Origin of the sequence: Oleiharenicola lentus (genome assembly GCF_004118375.1) — a bacterium.
Taxonomy (GTDB): Bacteria; Verrucomicrobiota; Verrucomicrobiia; order Opitutales; family Opitutaceae; genus Lacunisphaera; species Lacunisphaera lenta.
The window spans coordinates 465,369-483,854 of record NZ_SDHX01000001.1 but is presented as its reverse complement, the minus strand read 5'-3'; the positions used below and the strand labels follow the sequence as shown (position 1 = coordinate 483,854).

13 protein-coding genes are annotated in these 18,486 nt (G+C 67.0%); 8 read left to right on the top strand and 5 right to left on the bottom strand.

Features of this window, described 5'->3' with window-relative positions:
* Nucleotides 1–6: 6 nt before the first annotated feature.
* From sigZ to ESB00_RS01985, 5 genes are all read right to left on the bottom strand, one after another.
* A complete protein-coding gene (gene sigZ, locus ESB00_RS02005) occupies nt 7–618 on the bottom strand; it encodes an RNA polymerase sigma factor SigZ (protein ID WP_129046057.1) in 612 nt (203 codons plus the stop codon).
* Between the two features lie 2 nt (nt 619–620).
* Nucleotides 621–1,517 (bottom strand): arsenite methyltransferase, encoded by an 897-nt coding sequence (arsM, locus tag ESB00_RS02000; protein WP_129046056.1) that lies wholly within the window; start codon nt 1,515–1,517, stop codon nt 621–623.
* Nucleotides 1,518–1,638: 121 nt separating this feature from the next.
* Nucleotides 1,639–3,099, bottom strand: a complete 1,461-nt coding sequence (locus ESB00_RS01995; protein ID WP_218938660.1) for a DEAD/DEAH box helicase — start codon at nt 3,097–3,099, stop codon at nt 1,639–1,641.
* Between the two features lie 68 nt (nt 3,100–3,167).
* Entirely contained in the window at nt 3,168–3,587 is a 420-nt protein-coding gene (locus ESB00_RS01990) for a DUF3568 family protein (protein WP_164975983.1), read from the bottom strand.
* Between the two features lie 52 nt (nt 3,588–3,639).
* Nucleotides 3,640–7,245 carry an ABC transporter substrate-binding protein gene (locus ESB00_RS01985; RefSeq protein ID WP_129046054.1) on the bottom strand — a complete coding sequence of 1,202 codons (3,606 nt, stop codon included), beginning with the start codon at nt 7,243–7,245 and terminating at the stop codon, nt 3,640–3,642.
* Between the two features lie 135 nt (nt 7,246–7,380).
* Between ESB00_RS01985 and ESB00_RS01980 the strand changes: the two genes are divergently transcribed.
* From ESB00_RS01980 to ESB00_RS01945, 8 genes are all read left to right on the top strand, one after another.
* The gene (locus ESB00_RS01980) at nt 7,381–8,172 is read left to right on the top strand and encodes a PhzF family phenazine biosynthesis protein (RefSeq protein ID WP_129046053.1); all 792 of its coding nucleotides are present in this window, start codon (nt 7,381–7,383) and stop codon (nt 8,170–8,172) included.
* A 53-nt stretch (nt 8,173–8,225) separates the two neighbouring features.
* Nucleotides 8,226–9,116, top strand: coding sequence for a DUF6268 family outer membrane beta-barrel protein (locus ESB00_RS01975; protein WP_129046052.1), 891 nt, complete (start codon nt 8,226–8,228; stop codon nt 9,114–9,116).
* 405 nt (nt 9,117–9,521) lie between these two features.
* Nucleotides 9,522–10,991 (top strand): aminotransferase-like domain-containing protein, encoded by a 1,470-nt coding sequence (locus ESB00_RS01970; protein WP_129046051.1) that lies wholly within the window; start codon nt 9,522–9,524, stop codon nt 10,989–10,991.
* Nucleotides 10,992–11,122: 131 nt separating this feature from the next.
* The gene (locus tag ESB00_RS01965; RefSeq protein WP_129046050.1) at nt 11,123–11,728 is read left to right on the top strand and encodes a DJ-1/PfpI family protein; all 606 of its coding nucleotides are present in this window, start codon (nt 11,123–11,125) and stop codon (nt 11,726–11,728) included.
* 32 nt (nt 11,729–11,760) lie between these two features.
* Nucleotides 11,761–12,747 (top strand): EamA family transporter, encoded by a 987-nt coding sequence (locus ESB00_RS01960; protein ID WP_129046049.1) that lies wholly within the window; start codon nt 11,761–11,763, stop codon nt 12,745–12,747.
* A gap of 205 nt (nt 12,748–12,952) precedes the next feature.
* Nucleotides 12,953–13,318: a hypothetical protein gene (locus ESB00_RS01955; protein ID WP_129046048.1), complete on the top strand. Its 366-nt coding sequence runs from the start codon at nt 12,953–12,955 to the stop codon at nt 13,316–13,318.
* A gap of 117 nt (nt 13,319–13,435) precedes the next feature.
* Complete coding sequence (locus ESB00_RS01950; protein ID WP_129046047.1) at nt 13,436–15,292, top strand: efflux RND transporter periplasmic adaptor subunit; 1,857 nt, start codon at nt 13,436–13,438, stop codon at nt 15,290–15,292.
* Complete coding sequence (locus tag ESB00_RS01945; RefSeq protein ID WP_129046046.1) at nt 15,289–18,486, top strand: efflux RND transporter permease subunit; 3,198 nt, start codon at nt 15,289–15,291, stop codon at nt 18,484–18,486. Before ESB00_RS01950 ends, ESB00_RS01945 begins: the two co-directional genes overlap by 4 nt.

The following is an 18,486-nucleotide window of genomic DNA, read 5'->3' as shown; positions in this document are numbered from 1 at the left end:
CAATCGTCACTTCCGGCCGGAACAGTCGTCGCAACACAGCTGCTGGCGGCGCTCGAAGCCGATCATGCGACCCAGCCGGTCGAACTCGAAGCGGCAGCAGGCCTGCAGTTTTGTCTTCAGCATCGCCCGGCCGCGGCGGACGCGGGATTTCACGGCGGTCAGGGAAAGGTTCAGCCGCAGGGCGATGCGCGCCAGCGGCAGCTCCTCCAGCTCCGCCAGCCGCACCGGTTCACGGTAGGCTTCGGGCAGCTCCGCGAGGAAACGTTTCATCGAGGTCAGCACACGCGTGCGCATGGCCGCCATCTCGTCGGGGCTTTCGCCGGTCAACGCCGCCGGCAGTTCCTCCGTTGGACGCTGCCGGCGGTAATGATCGATGATCGTGCCGCGCGCGATTCGGTAGAGCCACGCCTCGAGGCGGGTGTCGTCGCGCAAGGTGGCGCGGGAACGATAGACCTTGAGCAGCGCCTCCTGCGTCAGGTCGTCCGCGGTCGCTTCATCGCGCACGCGGCGGCGGATGAAGGCCCGCAGCCGCGGCGCGAACTCCAGCACGCCGGCGTCGAAGCCCGCCCCGGAACCGGGACGGGCGCGACGCGAAACTGACTGGGCGGCACTGGTCATCTTCAGGGCTTCCAGGCCGTGATGATGGCCGAGACGATGTAGTCGGCAACCCTCGGGTCGCTGCCCCACTGGGCGATAAACTTGCGGGAGGCGCCTTTGAGGTCGATATCCACGCGCTGGAAGCCGGCGGCGTTGAGCATGGCCCGCAACTCGTCCACCAGCGTGGCGCCGCCGATGCAGGCACCGATCAGCGGGAGCTGCGCGCGGATATCGTCGGGCAGCGGTTTGACGGCAACTACATCGGAGAGGGCGAGCCGGCCGCCGGACTTGAGCACCCGGAAGGCCTCGGCGAACACCCGCGGCTTCTCGGGCGAGAGGTTGACGACGCAGTTCGAGATGATGAGGTCCACGGTGGCGTTGGACACCGGCAGCGCCTCGATCTCGCCGAGGCGGAACTCGACGTTGGCGTGGCCGGCCTTGGCCACGTTGCGCCGGGCCTTGGCAACCATGGCCGGCGTCATGTCCACGCCGATCACGCGGCCGGTGCCCGCGAGCTGCCGCGCGGCGAGCAGGGCGTCGAAGCCCGCGCCGCTGCCGAGATCGAGCACGGTCTCGCCGGGCTTGATCGAGGCGATGGCGAGCGGGTTTCCACAACCGAGGCCGAGGTCGGCCCCGGCGGGGACACTGGCGAGGTCGGCGGCACTATAGCCGAGCTGCGCGCTGTAGTTTTCCGGCGCGGTGCAGCAACCGTCGGCGGACCCGGCGGGAGCGCAACCGCAGCCGCCCTGGCCGGCGGCCTTGCCTTGCTCGTCGGCGTCGCAGCAGGCGGTGGCATCGGTCTTCGGGGCGCCGCCGCAACAGCCGGCAGGTTCGCCGGCGTCGGCCTCAACCGCGATGGCGCCGTAGCGCTCGCGGACGTATTCACGGATGGTTTCGGTGGTGGGAGCGGGATTCTTCATGGGTGATTTGGATTCACCCAAGGCAGACGCACGACCGGCCGAAAGGACGCAGAAAATCTTCGGGCCCTGCTTGGCCTTTACTGTCTGAACCTAGGCCAGTCGGAGACAGGCCCTACCCCGCTCAGCGCCGGCCGCCGCGGGAGAGTCGGCTCTTCGGCTTCTCGGGTGCGGCGGTCGGCATGCCGCCGCCGTCGAAGATGCCCGAGTAGGTGTAGTTGAAGCCCTCGATCTTCTTCCACGGGATGCTCTGGCTGATGAAGCGCTCAATGCTGCGCGCGTCGCGCCAGGTCTCCTCGGTGACGAGCGTAAACGCGTCGCCGGTGTTCTGGGCGCGGCCGGTGCGGCCGATGCGGTGCACGTAATCCTCGGGGTTCTCCGGCACGTCGAAGTTGATGACGTGCGACACGCCGGCGATGTCGAGGCCGCGGGCGGCGATGTCGGTGGCGACGAGCACCTCGTGCTTGCCGGACTTGAAGCCCTTGAGCGCATCCACGCGCTCCTGCTGGCTGCGGTCGGAGTGCATGACGGCACAGGTGTGGCCGGCGCGCTGGAGGCGGCTGGCCACGTAGTCGGCGCCGCTCTTGGTGCGCGAAAAGATGATGACGCTCTTGTATTCCGTCTGCTCCAACAGGTGGACGAGCAGGTCGAACTTTTGCGCCTGCACGACCGGGTAGAAGGCGTGCGTGATCGTCTCGGCGGTCGAGCGTTCGCGGGCGACGGCGATCTTGAACGGGTCGCGCAGGGCCCACGCAGCGAGCTGCTCGATCTCCGGCGGCAGCGTGGCGGTGAAGAAGAGCGTCTGGCGGTTCTTCGCCACCTTGGCCACGATGCGCTTCACGTCGGGCAGGAAGCCCATGTCGAGCATGCGGTCCACCTCGTCGAGCACGAGCACCTCGACCTTGTCGAGGCGGATTTCGTTCTGCTCCATGAAGTCGAGCAGGCGGCCGGGTGTGGCCACGATGGTGTCGGGGCGGCGGGCGAGTTCCTCGCGCTGTTTGCCGTAGCCAACGCCGCCGTAGATCACGGTCGTGCGCAGGTCGGTGAACTTGGAATACTCCTTGAACGACTCCTCGACCTGCAGCGCGAGTTCGCGCGTCGGCTCCAGCACGAGGCAGCGCAAGCCGGCGCCGTGCGTGCCGAGTTTTTGGAGAATCGGCAGGGAGAAGGCCGCGGTCTTGCCCGTGCCGGTCTGGGCGGAGCCGATGACATCCTTGCCGGCGAGCACCACCGGGATGGCCTGGGCCTGGATGGGCGTGGGGTTCTCGTAACCTTTTTGCTGGACGGCATAGGCGATACGGTCGCCGAGTCCCAGCGCGGTGAAGGAGGTGTCCAGTTTCGGCACCTCGGGGAGCGGCTTGGGCGCATGGGCGGCAGGAGCGTGGTGCCCAGCGGAAGCGGCCCGGGGAGCGGACGGAGCCGCCTTGGGGGCGTCGGTCCGCGGGGCCTTTTTCTCCTGACGGGGCCGGTGGTCACGGCCCCCTGCCCGGCTGGGCTTGGGCGGGTGCGCCGGGCGGGCGGATTCGGTGCTCTTGGTGCCGCCCTTGAGGGTCTGGGTGATCTTGGAAAGGAGCTTGCGGAACATGAATTAAGAACGTGCTTATCACCCCCACTGCGGGGCATTGCAACCCCGCAAAACGCCCGCCGGCCCGCTCACTTCAGCTCGGTGCGGATCTTGTCGAGCAGGGTCAGCGAAAGCTCCTGATCGCCCACCACGCCCACGCGGATTTCGATCTTGGTGAGGCGGTCGGTGACCTTCTTCAGCTGGATGACCACGCGCTTGTCCAAGGCGGTGCGATGGACGAGAAGCGCGTCGAGCCCGCTCTTGCGCTGATCAATTTTTGCAAACTCCAGCTTCGCGAGGGCGCGCTGGGCCGCGGCATAAGTCGCTTCGAGGTCAGCCTCCACGCTGGAGGCCAGTTCGCCGCGAACATAGGCGACGGCTCCGGCGCCCACGGCGCCGGCGGCCACCACCACACAACCGGTCAGCCAGGGAAGAGCCGTGGCCAGAAAGAGGACGGCGACGAGGCGAAGGGGACGGGTTTGGTTTGAGCGACGGGAATCAAGGTTCATGCCCGCTCCTGACCGCAACTCCCGCGGTTTGTGCGACAAAAGCCTGTTAAATTCAGGAGGCGTTGGCGGGCACATCCAGCACGTCGTTCATGGTCTTGCGCAGCTGCTCGAGCCCATAGGGTTTCGGCAGCACGGCCCGGAAACCGTGCAGGCGGTAGTTGGCCATGACGGGATCGCGGGAGTAGCCGCTGGAAACAATGGCCCGCACCCCGGGATCGAGGCGGCGCAGCTGTTCCATGGCCTCCCGTCCGCCCATGCCCCCGGGCACGGTCAGGTCCATGAGCACGACCTCGAAGGGCCGTTCGCTCTGCATCGCCTCCTGATACTTCCGGATGGTTTCGCCACCATCGGCCGCCGTCTCGCAGTCGAAACCCAGGCGTTCCATGAAAATCTTGGCCATGCCGCGGATGGGCTCCTCGTCGTCCATGAACAGGACGCGCGCTCGGAACGGTGAGCGGCTGCCGGTCGAGCCGCCGGACTTGCGCGTCGGGGTGCCGCCTGCAGGCAGCCAAACCCGGAACACCGTGCCCCGGCCGGGTTCGGAGTCGGCCTCGATGTGGCCCTCGTGCTTGCGCACGATGGAATAAACCGTGGCGAGCCCGAGGCCGCTGCCCTGCGCCTTGGTCGTGAAGTAGGGGTCGAAGATCTTGGCCAGGTGCTCGCGCGCGATGCCGGTGCCGTTGTCGGCGACCGTGAGGCGCACGTAGCGACCCGGCGCAACCGGCAGCGTGCCGGCGGCGACCTCGGTGTTCTCGGCCACGATGCTCACCACGCCGCCGCCGGGCATCGCCTGGACAGCGTTGATGACGAGGTTCTGCACGACCTGACCGAGCTGGCCCTTGTCGGCGTGCACCGACCAAAGATTGGGGGCGATCTGGAACTCGGCCCGCGCCTTGGCGCCGTGGAGCGAGAACGAGGCGGACTCACGCAGCAGCTCGGGGAGATCGACGGCGGCCTTCACCGGTTCGCCACCCTTGGCAAAGGTGAGCAGCTGCAGGGTGAGGTCGCGGGCGCGCATCGTCGCCTTGCGGGCATCGGCCAGGCGGGCGTTGATCGCGCTGCCGGCGTCGGTGTCGGCCTCGGCAAGGGTGACGTTGCCCAGCACGACCGTGAGGATGTTGTTGAAATCGTGGGCAATGCCGCCGGCGAGGATGCCCACGGCCTCGAGCTTCGAGGCGCGGCCCATCTCCGCCTCCAGCTGGCGGCGCGCGGTGATGTCGGTGACAAACCCCTCGTAGTAAAGGAGGCGGCCCGCCGCGTCGCGCACCTCGCGGGCGTTTTCCGAGATCCAGATGCTGTGCCCGTCGCGCCGCTGCACCTCGGACTCGAAGTCGCTCACCTGGCCCGACTGGCCAAAGGCCGCACGGAATTCCTCGCGACGGCCGGGCTTCAGGTAGATCGACGGGACGGCCTTTTGCTCGGCCCAGGCGATCATTTCCTCGGGCTTCGCAAAACCGAACATGCGCGCGAACGCGGGGTTGACCGTGATGAAGCGACCCTCGGGGGTGGAACGGTAGATGCCGCCTGCCCCCTGTTCGAACAGTTCGCGGTAGCGGGCTTCGCTCTCGCGCAGCGCGCGCTCGGCGGCCAGCCGCTCGGTCACGTCCACCAGCACCGTCTGGGTGCGGCCGAAGGCGGGACGGCCGTCCAGGTTGAGCATGCGCCAGTGGTAGGCGAGCTTGCGCACCGCCCCATCCAGCCGGCGGATGTCGAACTCCCCGTTGGCGGCCAGGACCCCGTTCCAGATCCGCACGGCGTTGTCGCACCGCACCTGAATCGTGCTCTCCGTATAAATATCGGAGAGGCGCGCCACCAGCTCAGCCTTCGAGCTCGCCCCGAGCAGCTGCAACGTGGACTGATTGGCGTTCACCAGCGGCGACTTCGCCAGCATGAGCGCGCGGGCCTCGGGATGGCTCCGGAAATGGTCCTCCAGATCGGTGACGCCCTGCGCGCGCAGCTCCGCGAACCACGAGCGCAGGAGGGTGTAGTCGAACTCCACGACGGCCAGCGGGGCCTGCTCGAACAGCAGCCGGTAGCGCTCCTCCGATTCCACCAGGGCCCGTTGGGCGCGCTTGAGCTCGGTGATCTCGGTAAACACGAGACGCACGTTGGCGAGGTCGCGGCGGCCATCCTTCCAGCCCACTTCCCAGTTGATGAGCGAGTGAATCAGCTCGTTGTTCTTCGTTTGGTAACTGCGTTCCAGCGTGAGGCGGTCCACTCCCTCCCACAAGGCGACCACCTCCTCGGCGAAAGTCGCATAGCCCTCCTCCGTCATGATCTCGGACAACCCCCGGTCGAATTCTTCCCTCGTGGCAAAACCGGCGCGGGCGAGCGCGAGCCGGTTGACCGCCACGATGCGTTTCTTGCGCAGGAGTGTGCGCACCAGCGCCGGATTGGCCGCGAGGTGGGCGCGCAGGTTGGTGATGCCCGCGGCCCGGAGTTCCGCGAAATCCGCCTCAAAAGCCGTGTAATCCTCGATCATGATCGGCGCGGGGGCCTCGTCGAAATACTCTCGTTGCCTTTGCTCGGAGACGCGCAGCTCCGCCGTGCGCCGCTCGACCAGCTGCTTGAGCCGGCGGTTGGCCAGGACGGCCGCCAGCGCGACGAGAAGCGCGACCGCGAGCCCCCCGATCAGCCAGGTGGCGATGCCCTGCAAACGCTGGGCCAGGCCAACCGGCGGCGCGTAGAGCATGCCCTCGATGCGCGCGAGTTCACCCTGCCCTCCGTAGCCATGGATGATCTCGCCCATGCGCTGCCAGCGATCCGGGTTGATGCGGCCCAGCTCGACCAGCTCCATGTTGACGAGGTGCGCCATGTGGGTCGCCTCGTATTTCATCGCCTCCTCGTCCATCCAAGGGAGCCGCGGCCCGCGCTCCCCCACCGGATAGCGCTCCAGGATGAGCCGGATGATCTCGTCGGGGTGACCGAGGGCGTATTCCCAACCGCGCAGCACAGCCCGGCGCACCTTTTGCACCAGCTCAGGCTGCTCCCGCGCAATACGCTCGCTGGTGAACAGGCAGTCGCCGTAAAAATCCACGCCATAATCCTGCGGCCGGATGATGCGCACCGACAGACCTGCCTTCTTCATCGTATGGGGCACGTCGATCAGAAAGCCGCTCACGGCATCAGCCGTATGCTGTAGCAGTTCATTGTCCTGCCAACGGTTCGGCACGAGGGTGACCTGGTCCTGCCCCACCCCTTCGCGCTCCAGCATGAAACGGATCTCCGATTGCAGGGAGGTTGTGTCCAGGGCCACGCGCTTGCCGATCAGGTCCTGCGGGGTGTTCAGGTTGTCCTCGGATCGCGTCACGAGCACCAGCGGCGAATGCTGCATGATGGCCGCGATCACCACGACATGCTTGCCTTCCATCCGGTTGGCAATGAGCTGCGGCCCTTGCGCGATGCCAAAGTGGGCGTTTCCGTTTTCAACCTCCTGGATAGCCGAGCGGCGTTCCTGCGAGGTCGGCCGCACCTCCACTCCGAGACCTTCCTCGCGGAAAAAGCCCTTTTCCTGGGCCGCATAAATGCCGGCAAACTGAAATTGGTGCAGGTAGGCAAGCTGCAGCACGACCGGCTCCAGCGCCTTGTCCTCCGCCAGCACCTTTCCCGGCAGCAAAATGCTGCCGACAAGAGCCAGGATACAGGCACGGCGTGTCATGGGCAGGGCGGGAGGGAGGACTCGTTTTTATAGCAATCACCGGGCCCCGCGATGTCGAGTAACAAACCCCCTCGCAGAAGGCCGGCACACCACAAAGACGCTGGTCAATTTCCGCGGTCATGGCTGACTCGCGCCATGAGCCTGCCGTTCTTCTGGATCGACGCCTTCACCGATCGGCCCTTCGCGGGCAACCCCGCCGGCGTGGTGCCGCTCACCACCTGGCCGGAGGAGGCACTCATGCAACGAATGGCGTTCGAGCACGGTCTGGCCGAGACAGCCTTCTTCGTGAAGACGGGCGAGGACCGGTTTCATCTGCGCTGGTTCACACCGGGCGCCGAGGTGGACCTGTGCGGCCACGCGACGCTGGCCACGGCGTTTGTCGTTTTCACGCAACTGGGCGCCGCGGGTGACGTGCTCACCTTCGACTCGCGCTCGGGTCCGCTGCGGGTCGAGCGACTGGGGGACGGCCGCCTCGAACTGGATTTCCCCTCCCGTCCGGCCGCACCCATGCCACCGCCGCCGGCTTTGGTGCAAGGCCTCGCTGCCACGCCCGCCCACTACGCCCAGGCCCAGGCCAATCTGGCCGTATTCAACACGGCCGCCGAGGTGCGCGCGCTCCGGCCCGACTTCGCCGCACTGGCCACGCTCCCGCAATACGGCACCATCGCCACCGCGCCTGGCGCCGGCGAGGACTGCGACTTCGTCTCCCGCTTCTTTGCGCCGCGCGTCGGCGTGCCCGAGGATCCCGTGACCGGCTCGGCCCACTGCCTGCTGACGCCCTACTGGTCAGCCCGGCTCGGCAAAAAGCGTCTCCACGCCCGGCAACTCTCCGCGCGCGGCGGCGAACTCTGGTGTGAGCTCGCGGGCGACCGCGTGAAGATCGCCGGCCACGCCGTGCTTTACCTGAAGGGAACAATCGAAACCTGAAAATTCACCTGAAGATGCATACGCCCGGACGGTTCGGGCGTAAACTCAAGCATATGCCTTCCCCGCTTCGCCTGGTTCTACCCACCCTATCGCTCGGACTTGCTGCCTTCGCCTCCGCCTGGGCCCAGCCCCAGCCAAGCGGGGCCCATACTGCCACGGCGCAATTTTCCATTTCGGCCGACAGCGATCTGACGCGCGGGGGCGCACCAGCGGGAGAGGTCGGGGTTTCCGCCTTTGCCGCCACCTGGCGTTCGTCCGCCGCGCTTACTGCGACGACCCGCTTGTCCTACGGCCTCAACTGGGAACGCTTTGATTTCGACCGGGCGGCCGTCGTCGTCGTGCCCGACACCCTGCAGGAGCTCTCCGTGGTGCTCGGCGCGACCCATCGCCTCAACACGCAGTGGATGCTGACCGGCACGATTCGCCCTGGAGTTTACGGCGACACCGAGGGCGGTGGCGGCGACGCCTTCAACGCCCCGCTGCTGCTGCTCGCCACCTGGGTGCGCAGCCCGGAGCTGGCGTGGGCTTTCGGCCTGCGCGCGGACTGGTTCTCGGAGCGGGCCGTCATTCCGTTCATCGGCGTGAACTGGAAGTTCGCGCCGGGTTGGGAATTTTCCCTCGGCATGCCGCGCGCGGGCGTCAGCTACCAAGCCGGCGATGCACTCAAGCTCACGCTCGGCGCTTCCGTGCAGGGCGGCAACTACCACGTGGCCGAAGACCCGCGCGGCCCTGCGATCTCCAGCCTGCGCGTGGACGACACGACGCTTGACTACCACGAAATCCGCGTCGGCCTCGCCGCCGACTGGAAGCTCAACGAAAGTCTCACCCTCTCCGCCGAGGCCGGGGTGATCACCGACCAGAAGTTCGATTACTTCGACCGCGGCATCACGCTCGACGGCGGCGGCATCGGTTTCTTCACGCTCGGCCTGAACGGGCGTTTCTAGGGCTCGGCGCTAAGTCCTTTAATCCATCGAAACCTGTCATCCTGAACGAAGTGAAGGATCCAAGAGAGTGTCCGCTAGCGAGTATGCTGCTGGATCCTTCGCGCGGCTCAGGATGACGGTAGGAACGTACTTTGCTGATCTCGCTCAGGAACGCTCCGATTGGGTCCCAGAATCCCGGGAGACAACCTGCCCCCGAAAGTTCGCGCCCGGGTAATTACCTCCGATCCGACACCCGAAGCGGCCCCTACCCGGGCCGCTTTTTACTTTCACGCGTCCCGCTTCCGGGAAAATTGTCATGGTCACAGTTTCGCTTTGAAAGCAACTGTGCTGGTTTCAATCTGTGCCGGCTGCCGCTACTGTCTGACAAACTGTTCAGGTATAGTCCGCGGCCACTCCCGCCACGCCATGATCGACACCGCCACCCCCCGCACCCCCGCCCGCAGCATCACGCCCGGCGCTTCCCGCCCGCTCTACGTCGAGCTGGCGGATTCCCTCCAATCGCTCGTCGAGCAGGGCACGCTCCGCCCCGGCCACCGCGTGCCGTCGGTGCGCATCATGTCGCGGCAGCGTGACGTGAGCATCGCGACCGTGCTCCAGGCCTACACCGTCCTCGAAAACCGCGGCTACCTCGAGGCGCGCCCGCAGTCGGGTTACTACGTGCGGCCGCGTCCGCCGAGCCTCGCGCCCGAGCCGCGCATGGCCAAGCCAATGGCCAAGCCTTCCTACGTCGGCGTGAACGACCTCACCGCCGAGGTCATGGACTTCGCGCAGAACCAGGACTACGTCCCCTTCGGCTCGGCCTGCCCGCACCACAGTCTTTTTCCGACGAAGAAGCTCGCGCGCATCCTCGGCTCCGTCGCCCGCCGCGACCCGGCGCTGCTGGTGCGCTCCAGCCTCAACCGCGGCTACGAACCCCTCGCCCGCGAGATCGCGCGCCGCTACCTCCAGGCCGGCGTGCCGCTCGCGCACGACGAACTCGTCATCACCACGGGCTGCACCGAGGCGCTCAACCTCACGCTGCGCGCCGTCACCAAGCCCGGTGACACCGTGGCCATCGAGACGCCCGCCTACTTCGGCTTCCTCGAGATCATCCAGAGCCTCAACCTCCGCGCGCTCGAGATTCCGACCTGCTCCCGCCAGGGCATCTGCCTCGACGAACTGCGCACCGCCATCGAGCAGAACGACGTGAAGGCCGTCATGCTCATGCCGAGCCTGCACAACCCGCTCGGCTCCGTCATGCCCGACGAGAAAAAGGCGCGCCTCTACGACCTGCTCTGCGAATACGACCTGCCAGCCATCGAGGACGACATCTACGGCGACACGCATTTCGGCGACGTCCGGCCCAAGCCGCTCAAGGCCTGGGACAAGGACGGCCGCGTGCTCCTCTGCTCGTCCTTCGGCAAGACGCTCGCCCCCGGTTTCCACGTCGGTTGGACCGCGCCCGGCCGCTACCTCGAGCGCGTGCGGCGCCTGAAGTTCACCAACACGATGGGCACGCCCGTCGTGCTCCAGAAGGCGCTCGCCGAGTTCCTGCGCGACGGCGGCTACGACCACCACCTGCGCTCGCTCCGCCGCGCCTACCAGCAGCACCTGCACAGCTTCGCGCAGGGCATGCAGAAGCATTTCCCCGAGGGCACGCGCTACAGCCGGCCTCAGGGCGGCAACTTCATCTGGGTCGAGCTCCCGGCCAAGGTGGACACACTCCGCCTGCGCAAGGACGCCCTCGCGCACAAGATCAACATCGCCCCCGGCAACCTCTTCTCCGTGAAGGAACGCTACAAGAACTGCCTCCGCATGAGCTGCAGCGTGCCGTGGTCCGACGAGATCGAAGCCGCCCTTCGCAAGCTTGGAGACCTCATCAAGCAGCAGCTGTGAGGCAGGGCTCTCTAGCGGCGGTCTATGACCGACGATGACGCTCATAGAGCGCCGCTACAAATAATCCCTCGCCCGATTTCCACCCTTCGACTCACGCACTCCGTCCTCTGTCCTCCGCCATCCGTCCTTCGATGAAAAACCGCACCGTCGCCATCCTCCTTTTCGACGACGTCGAGGTCCTCGACTTCGCCGGGCCCTTCGAGGTGTTCTCGGTCACACGGGAGCTGGCCGGCGAAAAACTGTTCAACGTCCACACCGTCGGCCTCACGCCCGGCACGATCCGCGCGCGCAACGGCCTCAAGGTCGTGCCCGAGCACACGCTCGAAACCGTGCCCGCCCCCGACCTGCTCCTCGTGCCCGGCGGCTACGGCACGCGGATGCTGCTCAACCAAGCTCGCGTTGTCGAATGGGTGCGGCGCAACGCCGCCAAGGCCGAGATCGTTGCCTCCGTCTGCACCGGCTCGCTCCTGCTCGCCAAGGCCGGGCTCCTCGCCGGCTCGCCGGCCACGACGCATTTCCAGTGCTTCGACCTGCTGCGTGAACTTGAGCCCACCGCCACCGTGCGCGAAGACGTCCGCTTTACCGACCACGGACGCATCCTGACCGCCGCCGGCATTTCCGCCGGTATCGACCTGTCATTGCACATCGTCGCCCGCCTGCACGGCTTCGAAACCGCCCAACGCACCGCCGTCTACATGGAATATCACTGGCGCAACGACGGCGGCGCGACCCGCTGACCCTTCTTCCTTCATAATTCATCCCTCTACCTTTGAGTGCTCCTTCCCGCACCGCCCTCATCGCCGCCTTCGGCGCGATCTACCTCATCTGGGGTTCGACCTACCTCGGCATCCGCATTGCCGTGGAATCCATGCCGGCCTTCCTCATGGCCAGCTCACGCTTCATCGTGGCGGGCGGCATCGTCGCAGCGTTCATCGCGCTCACCCGCGGCTTCCGGGCCACGGCCAAACAATGGCGCGACAACGCCATCGTCGGCGGCTTCCTCTGTCTCGGCGGCAACGGTCTTGTTTCCTGGGCCGAGGAGAAGGTGCCCTCCGGCATCGCCACGCTCATCATCTCCGCCGGCCCCGTGTTCATCGTGCTCATGGACTGGGCCGTGCACGCCTGGTCCAAGGACGGTTCGCGCGGCACCCGGCCCAACACGCTCACCTTCGCCGGCCTCGGCCTCGGATTCGTCGGCCTCGCGATGCTTGTCGGTCCCGACGTGCTGGCCACCGGCGTCAACGGCCTCGATCCGCTGCGCGTGCTCGGCCTGCTCGGCGCCACGTTTTTCTGGGGCGTCGGCATGATGATCATGCGCTACGTGCGCGAACCCGCCGAACCGTTCACCGCCTCGGGCATCCAGATGATCTGCGGCAGCGGCTGGCTGCTGCTTGCGAGCCTCGCCACCGGGGAGCTCGGCCGCTTTGATGCCGCGGCAATCACGGGCCGGTCAGTCGCGGCCTGGGCCTACCTCGTCGTCTTCGGTTCGTTGATCGGCTTCAGCACCTTCACCTGGCTGATGAAGCACAGCACGCCCGCCAAGGTTTCGACCTACGCCTACGTGAATCCCGTCGTCGCCGTTTTCCTCGGCTGGTTCGTGCTCCACGAAGCCGTTTCGCCCCGCATCTTTGTCGCCGCCGCCATCATCATCGCCGGCGTCGCACTGATCACGATCGCCAAGAACAAGAAACCTGCGAGCAAACCGGCCGCAGCCCCAGCTCCCGCCGCGGTGCCTGCGACGCAGAAAGCCGGCTGAACCGGCACCCGCATCGCGTTGGGTCACAGGGAATCCGGCAAGAGTTTCGCCGCCATTCGTGCGTTGTCGGGCCTTTTAGTGGTCGCTCCTGATCGCGCATCCGCCCGCGCATTTTTTGTCCTTCGCTTCGCGCCGACTGCCTGAAGGGGAATATCGGGTTGCGAGGAAGACTCCCATCAGTATCTGTAATGACAATTCCCACGCCATGAAACGTCTCGTCTGGATCCTCGTTGCCGTCTTCTGCGCCGCCTTGGCGCAGGTGCAGGCCGTTGATCTCCCGGTGCTCGCGGGCGGGGAATGCTGCTGCTGCGAAGATCAGGCTAGAGCCTGCGGTATGCCCGATTGCGCGCCGGCCCCGGCCGCTGCGCAGGGCCTCCTCCAGCTCCCGGTCGCCGCCGCCCAGCGCAGCGAGGCCCGCAAGCTGACACCCGCGCCCAAGGCCCGTTTCGAAACTTTCTACGTCCGTGTTGATTCCCTTCCGGCCAAGTCGCCGGCGGGCAGCGTGTCCCACCGGGGAACGCCCGCTGCCAGTGTGCCCCTGTTCAAGGCGCACTGCAGCTTCCTGATCTGAGTCCGGGGAGCAGTGTGCCCGCGCGTCCCGTTGCGCGGTGTTTAACCGTCATTTCCGCGCCGCCTGTCCGTGCGCGGTAAGATTTCCCGCCCACCTTCGTCTCCCTCAGGACCCGTCATGAAAACCCTTCTCCCTTTACTCACTTTCCTCTTCGCCGCCCTCCTCGTCACCGGCGCCGACTCCGGCCACGACCACGCGGCGGTTTACCAGTGCCCGATGCACCCGTGGATCAAGTCGGACAAACCCGACGCCAAGTGCACGATCTGCGGCATGGCGCTCGTGGCCGCGGCTGCGCCCAAGTCCGGCGCCGCCAATGAGCCGCTCGATCCTAATCTCGTCACACTCACGCCCGCGCAGGCCGCCGTCACCGGTGTGCAGACCGCCGAGGTCACCCGCGGCCCGCTCGTGTGCACGCTGCGCGTGAACGGCGTCATTGACGACGACGAGACCCGCCACCGCATCCTCGCCGCCCGCGTCCCGGGCCGCATCGAGAAGCTGCACGTCAACTACGTCGGCGCCGAGGTCCGCGAGGGCGAGCCGCTCGCCACGGTTTACAGCCCGGAAATGCTCACGGCCCAGCGCACCTACGTGGAGCGCCTGCGCGCCGGCACCACGGCCTTCACCGTCTCGGAACGCGCCTCCGCCCGCGAACGCCTGCTCGAGCTCGGCCTGACGGAGGAGGAAATCCGCATCCTCGAGGGCACCCTGCTGCCCACGGCCATGGTCAACGTCCGCGCGCCGATGTCCGGCACAGTCGTCTCCCGCGCCGTCTACGAGGGCCAGTATGTCGAGACCAACGACCGGCTCTTCGAGATCGGCGACTTCTCCCGCATGTGGTTCGTGTTCGACGTCTATGAGCCAGACCTCGCGTGGATCCGCCCGGGCCAGACGGTCGAGCTGGCCCTGCCCTCCCTCACCGGCCAGATCCTCACGGCACCCATCGCGTTCATTGATCCCAATCTGAACGAAACCACCCGCACGGCCCGCGCCCGTGTGATCCTCGACAACTCCAGCCGCCAGCTGCTCCACCGCCAGACCGGCATCGCCACCGTGCTGGCCGAAACGCCCGAGGTCCTGCTCGTGCCGCGCAGCGCCGTGCTCCAGCACCGCGGCAAACCGGTTGTCTTCGTGAACACCGCCGAACACGGCTACGTCGCGCGCGAGATCCGCCTCGGCCGCACCGGCGACATCTCCGCGGAGGTGCTGGCCGGCCTCAAGGCCGGGGACCGCGTGGTGACGCAGGGGGCGCTCCTGCTCGACGGACAAGCCGAGCTCGCCCACGCCGCCCTCGGGAGCACTGCCCACGACCACGGCAGCCCGGCCCCGGCCAAAGTCGCCGCGGGCGAACCCAAGCATGATGCCGCCGCCTACGCCCTGTTGAAGGCCCTCGCCTTCTCCGCCGCCGACGCCGCCACGGCCCTCGCGGCCGACGATCTGCCCGCCTACCAGAAGAACCTGCCCGCCCTCCGCGCCGCGCTCCAGGCCTACCTCGGCGGTTTCTCCCCGGCCGCGCGCGGCCCGTTGGGGGGATTCAAGGACGGTCTCGCCGACGGGCCCGACCTCGACGCCGTGCGCCGCAACTTCGAGCCGTTCAGCACCGCGCTGGTCGGCCTCGTCCGCGCCGAGCACGTCCATCACCGCGAAAGCCTCCACGTTTTCGAGTGCCCGATGACTCCCGTCCTCGGCAACGGCCGGTGGCTCTCCCGCGACGCCGAGCTGCGGAATCCGTTCTTTGGCTCCGCGATGCTCGAATGCGGCGAAGAACTCGACGCCGAGCCGACCCCCTCCGAACAGCCGAAGGCCAAGGCCGACCTGTCCTCTCTGCCTCCGGGCCACCCGCCGGTGAACGTCGCCGGCTACCTTCTGGCGATGGCCGGCCCCGCGGTCGCCGCCGCCGGTGACGGTTGCTGCGCCGGCCACACCGCTGCGCAAGCCGCCGCCTGCGCCCACGCCTCAACCGGAGCCACGCCATGATCAACCGTCTCATCCACTGGTCGCTCCACAACCGGTTCATCGTGATCGCCGGTTTCCTCGCGCTCTGCGCGTGGGGCGCGGTCGCGCTGACCCGCGTGCCGATCGACGCCATTCCCGACCTGTCGGAAAACCAGGTCATCGTCTATGCCGACTGGCCGGGCCGCAGCCCGCAGGAAGTCGAGGATCAGATCACTTACCCGCTCAGCGTTTCGCTGCAGGGCCTCGCCGGGGTGAAAACCGTGCGCGCCACCTCGATGTTCGGCTTCTCCTTCCTCACGGTGATTTTCGAGGACAAGGTGGACACCTACTTCGCCCGCACCCGCGTGCTGGAGCGGCTCAACTCCCTCGGCGACCTGCTGCCCGAAAGCGTCGTCGCCCGCCTCGGACCCGATGCGACCGGCCTCGGCTGGATCTATCAATACTACCTGAAAGATGAGTCCGGCACGCAGGACCTCGGATCGTTGCGCTCGCTGCAGGACACCTTCGTCCGCTACCAGCTCGCCGCCGTGCCCGGGGTGGCCGAGGTCGCCAGCATCGGCGGCTTCGTGCGCCAGTGGCAGGTCGAGGTCTCCGCGCTCAAGCTCAAGCAATACGGCCTCACGCTCGGCGAAATCATGGACGCCGTTGCCGCGAGCAACCGCAATATCGGCGGCCGGACCATCGAGGAGAACGGCGCCGAATACATCGTGCGCGGCGTCGGCCTCGTGCAGGAGGCCGGCGACCTCGAGTCCGTCGCCCTCCAGCCGCGCAACGGCACGCCGCTGCGGCTGCGCGACGTGGCCACCGTGCGCATCGGCGGCGACTTCCGCCGCGGCGCGCTCGACGTCAACGGCCGGCAGGTCGTGGGCGGCATCGTCGTCATGCGCTACGGCGAAAACGCCCACCGGGTGATCCAGGACGTGAAGGCCCGCCTCGCCGCCCTCGCCCCGGGCCTGCCACCGGGGGTGACGGTCGAGCCGTTCTACGACCGCAGCGACCTGATCGACCGCGCGATCAACACGCTCAAACACGCGCTGACCGAGGAGATCATCCTCGTGACGCTCGCGCACATCCTGTTCCTGTTCCACTTCCGCAGCATCCTGATCGTCACGCTGCCACTGCCGGCCTCGATCCTGATCTCGTTCATCCTGATGGACCGCTTTGGCATCCCGTCGCACATCATGTCGCTCACCGGCATCGCCATCTCCATCGGCGTGCTGGTGGACGCCGGCATCGTCATGACGGAAAACGTCATCCGGCACTGCGAGCGGGCGGAGGAGGTGTTGAAACGTCGCCTCACGCCGCCCGAGGTTTTCACGCACACCCTCGAGGCCGCCACGCAGGTCGGCCGGCCGATGTTCTTCTCGATGCTGGTCATCATCCTCGCCTTCGTGCCGGTGTTCCTGCTGACCGGCCAGGAGGGCAAGCTCTTCCACCCGCTCGCCTACACCAAGTCCTTTGCCCTCATCGGTGCGGTGCTGCTGGCCGTGACGGCCGTGCCGGTGTTCTGCACCATCCTCGTGCGCGGGCCGTTCAAGCCCGAGAGCGAGAACTGGCTGATGAAATCGCTGCTGAAGCTCTACGAACCGGTCCTCGACTGGGCGCTCGTGCACCGCAAGACCGTGCTCGGCCTTGCTTTCGCCCTGCTGGCGGTTTCCTGCCTCGTGGCCTTCGGTCTGCCGCGCGGCGTCAACGCCCGCCTGCCTGAAGCGGTCGCGCGCCACACCCAGGGCTTCGGCAGCGAGTTCATGCCGACGCTCGAGGAAGGTTCGCTGCTGTTCATGCCCGTATTGCTGCCCGCCACCTCGCTCACCGAGGTCCAGCGTATCATGGCCTGGCAGGACAAGATCATGAGCGAACACCCCGCCGTCGCCTCTGTGGCAGGTAAATTGGGCCGCGCGGAAAGCGCAACCGATCCCGCTCCGGTCGAGATGATCGAGACCACGATCATGCTGAAACCCGAGAGCCAGTGGCCCAAAGGCACGACCAAGGCTTCCATCATTGCTGATCTCAGCGCCAAGCTGATGAACGTGCCCGGCTACGTGCCCGGCTTTCTCCAACCCATCGAAAATCGGATCCTCATGACGAGCACCGGCATCCGTGCTCAGGTCGGAGTGAAGATCTTCGGCGACAACCTCGATGCGTTGCAAAAGAAGGCCTTCGAGGTCGAGCGCGTGATCAACCGCATCCAGGGTGCGACCGGCGTCGCCCCATCGCGCGTGCAGGGCAAACCCTATCTCGAGATCGCGGTGCGCCGCGATGACCTCGCCCGCTACGGGCTCAGCGTGAAGCAAGTGTATGAATACATCGAAACCGGTCTCGGCGGCACTACCGTCGGCACCACCTTGAAGGGTCGCGAGCGCTGGCCGTTGCAGGTCCGCCTCGAGGAGTCCGACCGCAACGACCTCGACCGCCTCGGCGAACTCCCGCTCACCACGCCCTCCGGCGCGCTCATCCAGCTCCGCCAGGTGGCCGACATCAGGCGCACCGTCGGGCCCAACGAGATCGCCTCGGAAAACGGCCGCCTGCGCGTCTTCGTGCAGGCCAACGTCACCGACCGCGACCTCGGCGGCTTCGTCAACGACATCAAGGAGCGCGTCGAACGGGAGGTGAAACTCGATCGCGGCATGACCCTCGAATATTCAGGCCAATACGAGCACCAGCTCCGTGCACGCCGCACGCTTGGCTACGTGTTCCCCGCCGTCATCGTCATCATCTTCGTGCTGCTCGTGATGACTTTCCGTTCCGTGGCGGAAGCCGCCCACGTTATTCTCGCGGTGCCCTTCGCCCTCACCGGTGGCGTCCTGCTGCAGGCCGCCCTCGGCTACAACTTCAGCGTCGCCGTATGGGTCGGCTACATCGCGCTCTTCGGCACCGCCATCCAGACCGGCGTTGTCATGGTCGTCTACCTGGAGGAGGCGCTGGCCCAAAAACGCGCCACCCTCGGCGCGGCCTTTGACCGCAGCGCCCTACTCGCCGCCGTAAAGGAAGGCGCCCGCCTGCGCCTGCGGCCGAAGGTCATGACCGTCGCCACCACCGTGGCCTCGCTCCTGCCGATCTTCTGGTCCGACCGCACCGGCGTGGAAATCATGCGCCCCCTCGCGGCCCCGGTTGTCGGCGGCATGCTGTCCAGCCTCGTCCACATCCTCATTGTCACCCCCGTCATCTTCGCCTGGCTGCGCGAACGGGAACTTAACTCCGCGCCCAAATCCTGA

What these genes read in the sequence shown, in the direction of transcription:
- ESB00_RS01990 (WP_164975983.1), bottom strand. Translation starts at nt 3,587, where the DNA reads ATGAACCTTGATTCCCGTCGCTCAAACCAAACCCGTCCCCTTCGCCTC.
- ESB00_RS01995 (WP_218938660.1), bottom strand. Translation starts at nt 3,099, where the DNA reads ATGTTCCGCAAGCTCCTTTCCAAGATCACCCAGACCCTCAAGGGCGGC.
- ESB00_RS01985 (WP_129046054.1), bottom strand. Translation starts at nt 7,245, where the DNA reads ATGACACGCCGTGCCTGTATCCTGGCTCTTGTCGGCAGCATTTTGCTG.
- ESB00_RS01945 (WP_129046046.1), top strand. Translation starts at nt 15,289, where the DNA reads ATGATCAACCGTCTCATCCACTGGTCGCTCCACAACCGGTTCATCGTG.
- ESB00_RS01955 (WP_129046048.1), top strand. Translation starts at nt 12,953, where the DNA reads ATGAAACGTCTCGTCTGGATCCTCGTTGCCGTCTTCTGCGCCGCCTTG.
- ESB00_RS01975 (WP_129046052.1), top strand. Translation starts at nt 8,226, where the DNA reads ATGCCTTCCCCGCTTCGCCTGGTTCTACCCACCCTATCGCTCGGACTT.
- ESB00_RS01980 (WP_129046053.1), top strand. Translation starts at nt 7,381, where the DNA reads ATGAGCCTGCCGTTCTTCTGGATCGACGCCTTCACCGATCGGCCCTTC.
- ESB00_RS01950 (WP_129046047.1), top strand. Translation starts at nt 13,436, where the DNA reads ATGAAAACCCTTCTCCCTTTACTCACTTTCCTCTTCGCCGCCCTCCTC.
- ESB00_RS01965 (WP_129046050.1), top strand. Translation starts at nt 11,123, where the DNA reads ATGAAAAACCGCACCGTCGCCATCCTCCTTTTCGACGACGTCGAGGTC.
- arsM (WP_129046056.1), bottom strand. Translation starts at nt 1,517, where the DNA reads ATGAAGAATCCCGCTCCCACCACCGAAACCATCCGTGAATACGTCCGC.
- ESB00_RS01970 (WP_129046051.1), top strand. Translation starts at nt 9,522, where the DNA reads ATGATCGACACCGCCACCCCCCGCACCCCCGCCCGCAGCATCACGCCC.
- sigZ (WP_129046057.1), bottom strand. Translation starts at nt 618, where the DNA reads ATGACCAGTGCCGCCCAGTCAGTTTCGCGTCGCGCCCGTCCCGGTTCC.